The sequence below is a fragment of the Paenibacillus dokdonensis genome (genome assembly GCF_004916975.1).
GTDB lineage: Bacteria > Bacillota > Bacilli > Paenibacillales > Paenibacillaceae > Paenibacillus_AQ > Paenibacillus_AQ dokdonensis.
Genome location: NZ_STGQ01000001.1, coordinates 888,984 through 901,959, shown reverse-complemented (window position 1 = coordinate 901,959; position 12,976 = coordinate 888,984). Strand labels below are relative to the sequence as shown.

The 12,976-nt window shown below is 52.9% G+C and carries 6 protein-coding genes; 1 reads left to right on the top strand and 5 read right to left on the bottom strand.

Annotation, left to right across the window (positions count from 1 at the left end):
* Window positions 1-13 precede the first annotated feature (13 nt).
* The 3 genes from E6W40_RS04090 to E6W40_RS04080 form a co-directional block, all read right to left on the bottom strand.
* On the bottom strand, window positions 14-1,063 hold the full coding sequence (locus tag E6W40_RS04090; protein ID WP_246072862.1) for a permease: 1,050 nt from the start codon (window positions 1,061-1,063) through the stop codon (window positions 14-16).
* 32 nt (window positions 1,064-1,095) lie between these two features.
* A complete protein-coding gene (locus E6W40_RS04085) occupies window positions 1,096-2,301 on the bottom strand; it encodes a HupE/UreJ family protein (protein ID WP_136604312.1) in 1,206 nt (401 codons plus the stop codon).
* 72 nt (window positions 2,302-2,373) lie between these two features.
* Window positions 2,374-11,031: an Ig-like domain-containing protein gene (locus E6W40_RS04080; protein WP_168928822.1), complete on the bottom strand. Its 8,658-nt coding sequence runs from the start codon at window positions 11,029-11,031 to the stop codon at window positions 2,374-2,376.
* A gap of 405 nt (window positions 11,032-11,436) precedes the next feature.
* Here E6W40_RS04080 and E6W40_RS04075 point away from each other — a divergent pair, with 405 nt between their 5' ends.
* Window positions 11,437-11,784 (top strand): hypothetical protein, encoded by a 348-nt coding sequence (locus E6W40_RS04075; RefSeq protein WP_136606823.1) that lies wholly within the window; start codon window positions 11,437-11,439, stop codon window positions 11,782-11,784.
* A 101-nt stretch (window positions 11,785-11,885) separates the two neighbouring features.
* Here the strand turns inward: E6W40_RS04075 and E6W40_RS04070 are convergent, their stop codons facing one another.
* The gene (locus tag E6W40_RS04070; RefSeq protein WP_136604310.1) at window positions 11,886-12,254 is read right to left on the bottom strand and encodes a hypothetical protein; all 369 of its coding nucleotides are present in this window, start codon (window positions 12,252-12,254) and stop codon (window positions 11,886-11,888) included.
* A 23-nt stretch (window positions 12,255-12,277) separates the two neighbouring features.
* Window positions 12,278-12,901: a LysE/ArgO family amino acid transporter gene (locus E6W40_RS04065; RefSeq protein ID WP_136604309.1), complete on the bottom strand. Its 624-nt coding sequence runs from the start codon at window positions 12,899-12,901 to the stop codon at window positions 12,278-12,280.
* Window positions 12,902-12,976: the final 75 nt, after the last annotated feature.

Sequence of the window (12,976 nt, the reverse complement as noted above, 5' to 3'; positions counted from 1 at the left end):
CCGTCCCTCCTCTCTAGGCAAGCCATAATTTTTCCAAAAGCCAGGTGCCGCCGTATACGAGAACGATCACCAACGAGCTGTACACGATCACGAACCGGGCCTTGAATACGGCCGTCATCATCAAAATCCCTTTCAAATTCAACATAGGCCCGAGCACCATGAACGCCACCAGCGCGCCCCCCGAGAAAGTCGTCAGAAAGGACTGCGCCACAAAAGCATCGGATGTGGAGCATAGCGAAAGCAGAAATCCGAGTCCCATCATCAGTACATTTGCGCTGACTGGACCTTGTCCCCATTCCACCAAGCTTTCCTTGCCGACAAAAGCAAGAAGCACGCCGACCAATAACGCTCCAAACATCAAATATTTGCCCATTTCGAAAAATTCGCCGACCGCGTGGTTCATCACTTCCAGCAGCCGCTGGCCAAGCGGAGGAGCAACAGCGGATTTATCGACCGGCGAAGGTGCCGCATGGGAAGAAGCTTGTCCCGAAATAGCTTCCTGCTGCCGTAATTGATTCGGATCAACGAAACGGTAAACGATGAGACCAAGGATGAGTGCCGTCATAAATGCCAATCCCATGCGGGAATACGCGATATCTGGCCTGCTGCGAAACGCCGTGTACGTCGACCAGAAAACAATCGGATTCAAGATCGGTCCGACCGCAATGAACGTCGTAGCCACGTAAAGCGGCATTCCCTTCTGGATCAAACGTCGGACGGCGGGCACCATGCCGCATTCGCAGATCGGAAAGATGATGCCGATCACGCTTGCCGCCACGATCCCCAGGATCGGATGTTTCGGAATCATCCGCTGGATTGTCCGTTCCGATACGAATACCTCCAACAGGGCCGAAATGACGACGCCAATCAGAATAAAAGGCATGGCCTCAATGATGATACTGACAAACATCATTTTGAAGATTTGCAGCTTGGAATGGTGCAGCAGCGTTCCCGGATCCTCCGTAGAGAGCAAGTACAGCACGATCATCGCAGCCAGGGAAGCTCCTGCGACGAGATAGCTATTCGATTTCAACGTCTTTTTTCGCAGTGCCGTCTCTTGCATCGATAAACTCCCTCTCCCTCTTCATTCATGGATTATGAAAAAAACAGACGCTGAACCAGCCAAATTCCACCCAGCGCGAAGGCGACTGCGGAGCATCCCAAAACCGTGCGTCTCGAATATTTCCAGCGATGCAAAAGCGCCAGGAGCGGCAAAAGAATGGCGATCATGATGAGCTGCACGGTTTCGATGCCCAGGTTGAAGCTGACCAGATCCACGGCTAGCTCGCTGCGGGGGATGTCCATCTCTTTCAGAATATCGGCAAAGCCCATGCCGTGAATCAGGCCGAAAATAAAAGTTAACACCCAGCGGTAGCTGACCCGTTCGCGGATCATGTTGTCGATGGCCACAAAGCAAATGCTGAGTGCTATGGCAGGTTCGACAATGATGGCAGGCACGTTGATAAAGCCGAGCACCGTCAAAGTCAGCGTAATGCTGTGGGCTACCGTAAAGGCAGTAATCATCGCAGCATACTGCTTGAAGGTTTGCCTTGCAATCAGCAGGGAAAACAAGAAGAGCAAATGATCATATCCAGATAAAATATGATTCATCCCCAAGGTAAAAAACGAAAGCCAGCCGGTGTAAGCTTGGGAAGTGTCGCCGGCATTCTCAACCGCTGGCTTCTCTCCGTCCGGGGCATTGGCGGTGTCTTGCTGCGCCGTCTGGCCATCCTGGCTCAGATTCGCATACTCGTTATCCGTCAGCTGCATGGCCCACATCCGGTTGCTTCCGGATAATGCCGCCGTGCTTTTTTGGCTGCCGTAATGGATCGTCACCAGATCAACGTAATTGGCCGTCGCTTTGTTGTTGACGTACAGACGGTCCGTTAAGGACATCGGCTGCGATGAAGTCGCCGAAGGAAACCTCAATTTCAGAATTGCTTTGGTCGCGTCTCCTTGACGGTCCATGACCAAACTTTCGACATCCGACCAAGCTTGGGGCTGGTTGTCTATTTTAAACGCGATATCTTGTTCGAGTACTTTAAGCAGCCGCTCCTTCACGGCATCGAATTCCTGCTCGTCCAGCATGCCGTTTTGGTCCATGTCGCCGCCAACCAGTTCGATGACGGAAAGTTCATCAAGTGAATAGGTCATTTCAATACGGGATTTCGAGATGTCCAAGGTGGTGTAGCTGGCGCTGTAGGCGTGAGCATCGGCTTGCCGGTTAAAAGAACCCAGCGCGAAAACAATTGCTATTGTAATCATCAGGGATACTCGCAGTGCCTTTTGATGCCTATGCATGAGTTGCCTCCTCTAAAATGAACAGGATGCCGCTCCTCTGTAGAAGGGCATCCTGCAATCCATCATGTTCTGCTATCTTGTCGTTTGAATCAATACATTGTAAATGACTTGCGCCGATTCGGCCCGTGTCGTGATGCCTTTCGGATCGAATTTGCCCGCCGATCGTCCTTGCACCAGCTTAAGCTCCGTCGCCGATTTGACGAACGGCAAAGCCCAAGCCGAAACCTTGGCCTCGTCGGAGAACACCGCTTGACCCTTCAAAGCTGGCTTGCCATAGGCGTGCTCATATCCCCGCATCAGCATGGTGACCATTTCCTCGCGGGTAATTTGTGCATTGGCGTCGAAGAACATCGGGGTTCTGCCCTGGATGATGCCTGCTTTCACGGCCATGGAGACCGCTTCGGCGTACCAATCGCCGTCCTTGACGTCCGTGAATGCCACAGGTCCTGTGTCGGTAAGCTTCAGCGCCCGGACGAGAAGTGCCGCAAATTCAGCGCGCGTAACTTTTCGGTCCGGCTCGAAGGTCGTGTCGCTGGTGCCATTCACCAGCTGCTTGGCCACCAGTTCCTGAATGACTTCGGCTGCCCAATGGCTGGCCGGAACGTCAGCAAATGCCTTCATCACTTCAAACACGGCATATTTGCTGAAATGGCTGATTTGCGCGGTCATATAGCCGTCTGCGTACGTTCCGCCAACATATTCAAGCTTTCCGTTGTCGGCAATATAGTAGATGCCCGCATGCTTCGGATTGATGGACCCATCAACCTTCAACTTGATCGTGATCGGCTTGTCGAAGATGGACAGAATAATGGACTGGCCGTCAGCCGACTTGATCGAAAGCGTCAAATCATAGATGTTACCGCTCAGCTTCAAGTTCGCATGAGCTGCTTGGCTGCTATTGTTGACGACATTCTTGGCATCGGCATCGTTCAGAGGAATAAGCTTGAGCGATATACTGCTGCCCTGCTGTTCCTCTGCCGACAACTTGCCGGTTAACTGCCTGAGCAGCTCTGATGGTATGGTCAACGTAATCAGATCCGAATTGATTTGCAGCGCATTCTGCTTGATCAGATCTGCGGTGTTTCCTGGAAGGTTCAATTCCGACGTATGTGCGGGAACTTCGACGGCAGTGATGCCGTTCGAGCCGCCGGAAAGACTTCCGGAAGGAATGGTGACACTGGAGCTGCCGGTGTTTCCGGTGTTTCCTGCGTTACCTGTATTGCCGTTGCTTCCTGTATTACCGCTATTTCCGTTGTTGCCGCCACCATCATTTCCATTATTTCCGTTATTTCCGTTATTTCCGTTATTTCCGTCATTGTTGCCGCCGTTTCCGGAAGAGTTCTGCTTGGTGACTGTTACGACACTGGTCGCTTGAAAGCCGCCATCCTCAGTCGTGACCGTAATCGTCGCCGTTCCTGCGGCAATGGCCGTTACCTTGCCGACCGCATCGACCGAAGCGACGTTGCTGTCGCTCGAAGCCCATGTTACGGCTTTGTACAATGCCTTATCCGGGGTGATGATCGCTTTCAGCTGATCCGTTTCTCCCACTTTGAGGCTCAGTGCAGGTTTGTCCAGCGTTACGCCGGTTACCGGCGTATGATCGCCACCGTTGGAATCGTCTTTCGTCACGGTAACGGTGCTGGTCGCGGTAAATCCGCCATCCTCCGTCGTGACCGTGATCGTCGCCGTTCCTTCGGCAATGGCTGTTACTTTGCCGACCGCGTCCACCGAAGCTACATTGCCGTCGCTCGTCGTCCATGTTACGGCTTTATTCGCCGCCGTATCCGGAGCAACCGTCGCCGTCAATTGGCTTGTATCTCCCACTTTGAGACTCAGCGCAGGTTTGTCCAACGTTACGCCCGTTACTGCCGTATCGTCGCCACCGGTAGAATCGTCTTTCGTCACGGTGACGATGCTGGTCGCGGTAAATCCGCCATCCTCCGTCGTGACCGTGATCGTCGCCGTTCCTTCGGCGATGGCCGTTACGTTACCGGCCGCGTCGATCGAAGCTACATTGCCATCGCTCGTCGTCCATGTTACGGCTTTATTCGCCGCCGTATCCGGAGCAACCGTCGCCTTCAGTTGGCTTGTATCTCCCACTTTGAGACTCAGCGCAGGTTTGTCCAACGATACGCCCGTTACTGCCGTATCGTCGCCACCGCTCGTATCGTCTTTCATCACGGTTACGGTGCTGGTCGCGGTAAATCCGCCATCCTCCGTCGTGACCGTGATCGTCGACGTTCCTTCGGCGATGGCCGTTACTTTGCCGGCCGCGTCCACCGAAGCTGCATTGCCGTCGCTCGTCGTCCATGTTACGGCTTTATTCGCCGCCGTATCCGGGGCAACTGTCGCCGTCAGCTGACTGCTTTCGCCTACCTTCAGACTCAGCTCCGGTTTGTCCAGCGTCACGCCAGTTACCGGCGTCTCCGTACCGTCAACCACGATCAATTCTTTCGTGTCGCGAACACGGATGCGGTCGCCCTTGGAATATTTGCCGCTTAGGCCGGTTGCCTGCAGCGTGTCGCCGACTTTAATGTTCGCTTGAGCGCCCGTTTTGTTGGCGATGTATCCATCCACGAAAACCGTCACTTCACCGGAGCCGTCATCGACGATATAGGTGCTTTCATCCGGGATCGCTTTTACTTTCCCTTTTACCTGTACCAATTGCCCCTGGTTGGCCTCCGATACCGATTCGGCTGTGCTGACCCGTTTCGGTTCGACCGGAGGACCGGAATCAATCTTCACGATGCTGTTGTCGAATCTGTCGAATATGAGTTCCTTGTCGTTCTCGAAAGAACCGATACGTCCATAAACCCGTACTGTATCGCCAAGCTGAAGCTGTCCTTCCGGAACCTCGCCAAAGGCTACCATGCCGCCCGTATCGTCTTGGATATATGCGGAATCGTAGAATGCGGTTGTCGTCACTTTGCCCTGCACGACAACGTCCGTACCTTCTGGAAGCTGGCGAACATCTTGAATCGGCGTGATTTTCGTTTCGCGATTCGCAAGCCAATTGACGATCTTCAATCCGAACGGAACATTATTGGTTGGCCCGTCGTTCTGGGTCATTTGCTTATCATTGAATATATTCATGCCCGCAACGAAGATTCGGCCCTTTCCGATTTGTTCCGATGCCACGAGTGGAATGGCAGTTCCGCCTGTTACATTCGTCAGGGCCGGCCCGGTTTTGCCGTTCGACGTATAAACGTTGTATTTTACCGTATCCGCCTTCACTTGCGGCGAATCCTGGAACGTCGTTTCGTTCCCGGTGGCCAGGATCGTCACCGTACTGCTGTTGGCAAGCGGAACTTTGTTGCCTGAACCGTCATTGCCCGCAAGGCTTGGACCGCTGTAATAGTCAAGCAGCGATACGAAATCCGTCAATCCGTTGCTGACCGGCGATAAATGAAGCCTTACCGAGAAATTGGAATTGAGCGGAGTCGACCAGAAGTTTCCGGCCGCCGTCTCGTCAAATACGCCGTCATTATTAATCAGGATCGTTGAACCGACCCCAGACAAGAGGCTGTTCAAATTTTGCGGCGTACCGCCGAAATTGCTCTTATCCGTCAGCAGCAAGGAACCGCCGCTGTTCACAAAGTTTTTCAAAACGGCAACTTCGCTTGCCGAGTAAGCGCTGCTCGGATGCGTCACCATCAACACGCCGGTATCTTTCAAGATCTGATCCGTCAGCGTGGTTTTATTTTCCACCACGGTATAACCCTGCTGCTTCAGCTTCAAGGTGAGATCCGTCAAGTTGTTGGCGTACGTGCCCGTGTCGCTTGTCGTGTTTTCATTGTTGTGCGTGGCATCGATCATCACTTTAATGCCCAGCGGAGCCTTGACGTCGATCGTCTGCTGGTACTGGTTATCGCCGAGATCATTGCCGTCACCGGCCGCAAGCACGACGATCAGCTTATGGCTGCCTGACACCGGATTCGCCCACACCACGCTCGCATTCACGTTTTGGTTGGACGTGAGCGAAGGAATGGCCGCATCTCCAATCCAATGACCCGAGTCGATGCTGTCGTAATAAAAATGAGCGGTCAGGTTCGTCAGCGCGATCGTGCCCAAATTGGAGATTCCCGCTTTCAGCGTCGCCGGAATGCCTGCAATGGCTGCCCCTTCCGTGATCGAAAGATCGTTGACTTTGACGGACAGTGGATCGGCTGGAGACCAGATCGGCGACGAATAGGTGCGGTCTCCGTCCTTTTGAGTGACTCGGACGACGAACCACTGCTGGCCGCCCACCACATTGACCGTCGGTTTCCAGCTGAAGGAAGTCGAGTCATCCGTCGGCGTAAAGCTATCGATGACCCGTCCTCCGTTCGTCACCAGTTCTACCTTCGCGATGTTGTCGTTGGAAGGCGTCTTGATGAAGCTGTACTTGGGATCGGAAGAGCTTTCCGATACCGGATCGTTGCCCGTAATATCGAACTGGAGATTTTTGGAGTCTACTGTAGCTCCCATGTAATATCCGTTCGCGAGTACGTCCAGCGAAAAGTTTGGATCCTCGCTGAAGTAAACGTGCATCTTGCGCATCGCGTCCAGAAGGGATTCCTGGGAAAGATCCTTCGCGACGATGACCGTGCGTTTTTTCGTTTGTCCCCAAGTGGCGTCATGGTTGTCCTCCCCGTAAGTCGGAGCCACATGCCATCCCAAGTCCAGTGCGCTGAAAAACTTGTTTTCGGCGTTGACGTAAGAGTAGTTGCCGGAGCCGTTGCCGACTTCAAGCATCGTAAACAGCCTGTCCACGTTTTTATCGTAAGGGATAAAATTGTCGAATGCGTTCGCGGACATGGCCGGATGGTTGAATTGGGCTACGATGTTGTCGTAGGTCAGCGTCCAGGCATAATAGTTTTGCAGATTTTGGTATTTCCCGCCGTTTTGGATCCGGTCGATGAAGTTGGTCGTTCCGAACACGTTGGAATGTCCCCACGTCGTCGATGTCATTTCGAACGCCGGGAATACGACGAAATTCCCATCTTTCGTATATTTATTGGCCAAGTCTTTCGTAAGCTGCCAATCCGCGCCGCCGGTGCGCTCCGGCATGCCGTTATGGTCCACCGAATCGGAGCCTGCGAGACTGGAGTCGATATCATGCGAATGATCGGAGAACGCGAAATAGTCGTATCCATGCGCCTGTGCCGCCTGCAATGCCATTTCCGGAGAACCTTTGGCATCATGGGATATTTGCGTATGGTTATGCGTCGTGCCGCGATAATGGTTTCCGCCGGTGAAACGCTGAACAATCTGGAACGTCCACGACGTGGTCGACGGGTTGCCCAGCTTATCTTTAGCGTTTACCGTTACCGCGTGCTCGCCGACCTTCAAATCATCTTCGCTCGTCAGCACAAGCTTGATCTGGGTTTCCGACTTTGCCGCTTTGGCCGTGAAGTCGTTGCCGTCGATGGAAATGCTGAGCGAAGCTACATCGACTCCGTTCGGATCATCCAGATCTACGGATACCACCGGATGGTACGATTCGATGCTGTCCATCCGGGCAGGCTGCTCGTTGGCATAAGCCGGACCATCCTTATCCTCGACGATATCAACCCCGTTCGGATGATCGGCATCTCCAGAGGTTTTAGACGTCTGACCCACGCTTTGAGCCACGATGTAATAATAAATTTTGGATGCCTTCACGTTGTCTTTGGCAATTTGGGCATTGTAATTGATTTTGTCTGCCGATTCCATCGGGATGGACTGGAACGCGGATTCCCCTTCATTTTTATAATAAAGAGTTACCGAGTCCGCGTATTTGGCCATCGCCTTGACCGAAACGTCGAGACCGGTATATGCCTTGGTCAAAGGAATGTGAGTAAACTGCAGATCCCCTTTGATGTCGGAAGCATTCCTTGGCAGAATAAAATACCCGCTGGTATAGGGCGAAATCAATTTCGATTGACTCACGATGCCTGTGAAATTGTACGTATCGCCCAGGGCAAGAGCGGTGTTGATGTCGATGCCGGACGTTTTCAGTACTTTAACGACAGCGGTATTTCCCTTATCGTCGGTAACCGTAACGTTATAGTCGGGACCTTCCGACGGGATATTGGTCACTTTGCCTCGGATCGAAACCAATGTCCCTTCCAGCGGCTCCGCCTTGGCATAAGCGCTCAAATCGTCAAGTTTGTGGACGGTGGCGCTTGGCACTGCATCCATGCCCTCATCCGTGATCGCGGCTGCAATGAACTGCGCGGCACCCGCTGAAGATACCAGCTTGCCCGCCACCTTCACCTTGCTGCCCACCGATACGGGGAAGGAAGGATTTTGTCTGCCGATGACTTGGATGCCACCCGTGGTATCCTGGATGTAAAAGTTCGTTTTTTCAGCTCCCAATGCGTTGTTGTCGGATGTCACGATCCCTTCGAGGGTCGCGGCATATCCGGCGTTCAGCAGGAAGCCTTTGTCGTCGTTCTGGCGAAGATCCCCGATCGGAACGACAGTTCCCGGGTTGCCTGCCGCGTCAATGCGTGCATAGGCGCTTTCTTTCAGAACCGGTTGAGCTATATCCTGATGCGTGACATAAACCGTCTGATTCAAGCCTGCATTCGCGAAGCTCAGCGAAGAAGATCCGTCGGCACCCGCATCGATCTGAGCTGCACTCGTAAGCTTTCCGCTATTCAGCACATATGCGCTTACTTTGGATGAATCCGGCACGGATCCCGCGGAGCCTGTGAACGTTCCATTTCCGCCTGTGTTCGAAAAGCGGATTTTGGCCGCGTCGGGTGAGGTCATGTATTTCGAATTTCTTACGAAAACCTCTTCCGGATTGCTGGTGCTGCCCGGCGCGTTTAAAACAAAGTCATTCGATGGGTTTTTGGAAAAGAATCCGTTGCCTGACCCGAATGCACCTTTAGGATCGGAACCGGCATCGGTTTTGCGAAGTATTGTTCCGCCTCCAATGCTGGAGTGATAGAACGGCGTACCCCAATGGTCGGTTTTAAGCGTGAAATTGGTATTCGTTCCGTTGCCGTACGTCACGATATCGATTGCCTTTGGATCATCCTGGCCGCTTAAGGCCGAGACCGAATTCGCAATCCAGAGGATTCCCCCCGTCGATGCGCTGGGGTTGATCGTTGTCGTCATGTCAGCAGTAACCGGAAGATCCTTGCCGGTGGTAGCTTTACTGCCTGCAACCAGATAGTATCCATGGGCTTTGATCGTTCCCGTCAGCTTGGTGCCAGCCGTAAAACTGGTTGCGGCCGAGGAAGAGTAGTTGATGCTCCACTGGTTGTTGAAGTTAATATCCTGATCCGTCGTATTGTACAATTCAAAAAACTTGGTATTGTAGAATGCTCCGCCGTTACCGCCATTGACGTACATCTGGCTGATAACGACGTCCCCCGGTTTATACATGCTTGCCGAGAAGCTGACCGGGATCTTGTTGCTGATGATTTTTCCATTCTCTTGGGCGGTAACATAAAAAGAGGCTTGCGAGGATGGATTGCTGAACGTCAGATTAAACGATCCGTCCGCGGCAGCCGTTGTCGATCCTGCGATGGTGTTATCCGTAAAATACAATGTAACCGCCGAATTGCCCGCTACGGCACCGATGGTCCCCACCACGTTCGTCAGGCTGGTCGCTGTCATTTTGGAAGCAGCCGGATCCGCGGTTTTGGCTTGTGTCACGTTGACCGAAGCCGTCGCCGTGAAGCCTCCATCGACGGTGGTAACTGTAATCGCTGCAGTTCCCGGCCCCTTGGCCGTCACTTTTCCTTGAGCATCCACGGCCGCAACCGTCTCATTGTCTGAAGCCCAAATCACCTGCTGATTAGCCGCCGTCGCCGGTTGAACTTTTGCGGTTAACGGGTCGGATCCTCCAACCGTCAAATTTGAGCTGCTTTTATCCAGCGTCACGCCTGTGACCTGAACCGGTCCATCCGTAACATTTACTTCCGCCGATGCTTGAAAATCCCCATCAACCGTCGTTACAGTTATCGTCGCTTGTCCAGCGCCTACTCCGGTCACAACGCCGTTATCCACGGTCGCTGCCGCTGCATTGCTCGACGCCCAGGTCACGGACCGTTCCGTCGCGTTCGACGGCTTGACGGCAGCGGTCAATGCTGCTTTTCCGCCGACGGAGATCGGAAGAACGCTTGGATCAAGCGATACGCCCGTTACGCTGACTGGCCCGGGAGGTTGAGACAACCCTTTGACGGCAACGTCCGATATTCGGCTGTTACCATTCGCCGGCGCCGTGGTTCCCCCATTGATCGAAACGTTCGTCGAATTCAACCATCGAATATATACGGTATCCTGATTGTCTACGACTGCAGGTAAGGAAAAGTCCTTTTGCGCGATGGTTGTGGTTAGCGCATAGGTTTCGGAAGCATCCGTAAAATCAGTACCGTTGAGGCTATACTGGATTTTAAAATCCCTTGGACCTGTTGCCGTTCCATATTGTTTGAAGGAAAGGGTCAATCCGTAATATCCTAACGTGCTCAGTTGTGACTGCCAATACTCTCCGGAAGCCCAGTTGTCTTTATAAATCGTGTTGCCTGTTGAAGAATAGGTAGGCGTTCTTCCGCCGCTTAGAATCAGCTTCGCTTTATTGCCGCTATTCGCAGTGTCCAGATTCGCTGCCGAGAATGTCCAGCCCGCAACGACTTCCGGGGCCCCGCCATCTGCCTTGACCTCCAGGCTGCCCGGCATGACCGATGCGGCCATAATCAACACGATCAATGCAGCGCTGACCCACTTCCTGTACTTACTCATCCGCTTAAACATTTGAGCATTGCTCCTATTCATAATGTCGTATTTCCGGTTTTTTCTTCAGAAAGCATCCTACGAATGATGTCCGCCTTGACACAACCGGGTTCCCGCTAATGATTCACCAATAAACATCCCTCTTTCTTGAGCTCCTCTTCGATGTACCAACTGAATCCGCACGCACACTCAGCCGACATTGTTAATTATATTAACTTTTGTAAACACAAGATTATCGCTCTGTTAAGTCACTATAAACATATGTAAAAAAAAGAATATACAAAAATACCCAAGCGGCAGGCCAAACGGTTCGCCAAGCCCTTTTCTGGAGCAGACACTGAGCGCTTGCCTTATTTTTACTCGGTATAAAATTGTTGGCCTTGCGAAACATTAATGCACGTACCGATTCTTTTGCGGGAGGCTGCCATGTTCTATGTATACTGCGTTTCGCTGCTGATCGGCGGCCTGTCGATCGTCAATACCGTGTTCTCCTACCAAAGCAAGCATATCGACCCCCAATTGTGGTCCACGTTCAAGTTCCAGCTGCTGATGCTGCCGCTCATGCTGGCCGCAAACTTATGCATCGGCTACGGCATCCGTTTCGGCTTCAAAGCGTCGGGCCAGCTGAGCTTCATACTGGTCGCCGCCAAATGCCTGGAAATCTTCATCTCCGTCGCGATGGGCTTCTTGTTCCTGAAGGAAATTCCGTCCTGGAAAACATGGCTGGGGCTTGCGGTGATCATCGGCGGCGTAATGTTGACCAAGTTGAAATAAACCCCCGGGCGTAAATACGGTTATAGCCGGACGCAAAAAAACGGCCTGATGTGATCATCAGACCGTTTAACTTATAAAATATGAACATAGATCGAATATGATCATCCGCCGGACCTGCGCAAGGAACCGGACAGCGTGACCGCGGAAAGCAGGAAAACGCCGGAATACAGCGGACAAAATCCGTTTTCGACGAACATGCCGGCGATCCCCGCCACCAGGAGTCCGGCCGCATTCATGACCGCCACAAAAACGGCGGTGCTGCGAAATAACCGCCCGGATCCGTAATGCAGCAGACTTAAGCAGATATAGTAAGGAAACAACACGAGAAAGACAAGCACGGCGGGAATGAAAGGCCCCATGTCCGTGAGGGAATCATTCTCCATCCGCGTTGCAGCGAGCGCCCATGTCAGGGCAAGGATCGGCGAGCAGACGAACAGATTCAGCAGCAGCTGTTTTCTCGGATCGCTCATCGGATCGATCCCTCCTCATCCGGTTAGTTTAAAGCCAAATGAAACAGTTTCAGCGCTATATAGACGGCCACACCCCAAATGACCAAGGCGGACAGCTTGTTGATCATTCCCAGCACCTTGCCGCCGCGATCCGCGTCTCCGACTTTTTTGCCGGCAAGGGCCAATGCGAAGAACCAAATCCAGGAGACGGCCATCGTGGAGACCGTAAATGCCAGCTTGTCCATCCCCGCATAGCCGAGCGAGCTCGTGCCGATGATGCCGATGGTATCCAAAATCGCATGCGGGTTCAGAAGTGACACCGACATGGCGAACAGGATTTGCTTCTTCGCGGTCAGCGACGCCTCGCGCCGGTCCAGCTTGGCCGGCTTGCTCTTCCGGATAGACCAGCCCATATACAGTAAAAAGGCCAGACCGATGATGAAAATCGTCGTTTGCAGCGCGGGAATCGTGAACACCACGACAGACACGCCCAGCACTGCAAGCAGGATCAACAGCGTATCGCAGCAGGCCGCCGTAATAATGGCCGGGATGGCCCCCTTGAATTTGGGCTGTGAAGCCCCTTGATTAAACATAAACACATTTTGCGCGCCGAGAGGCAAAATCAGGCCGAGCGCAAGCAGGATTCCATGTATGATTGCAGCAAGCATATCCGTAAAACCTTACCCTTTCCGTCAAAATCTCAAATATTACTCATCCGTATTCGGACTTAGCCGAGGAATGTA

What these genes read in the sequence shown, in the direction of transcription:
- E6W40_RS04075 (WP_136606823.1), top strand. Translation starts at nt 11,437, where the DNA reads ATGTTCTATGTATACTGCGTTTCGCTGCTGATCGGCGGCCTGTCGATC.
- E6W40_RS04085 (WP_136604312.1), bottom strand. Translation starts at nt 2,301, where the DNA reads ATGCATAGGCATCAAAAGGCACTGCGAGTATCCCTGATGATTACAATA.
- E6W40_RS04065 (WP_136604309.1), bottom strand. Translation starts at nt 12,901, where the DNA reads ATGCTTGCTGCAATCATACATGGAATCCTGCTTGCGCTCGGCCTGATT.
- E6W40_RS04090 (WP_246072862.1), bottom strand. Translation starts at nt 1,063, where the DNA reads ATGCAAGAGACGGCACTGCGAAAAAAGACGTTGAAATCGAATAGCTAT.
- E6W40_RS04080 (WP_168928822.1), bottom strand. Translation starts at nt 11,031, where the DNA reads ATGTTTAAGCGGATGAGTAAGTACAGGAAGTGGGTCAGCGCTGCATTG.
- E6W40_RS04070 (WP_136604310.1), bottom strand. Translation starts at nt 12,254, where the DNA reads ATGAGCGATCCGAGAAAACAGCTGCTGCTGAATCTGTTCGTCTGCTCG.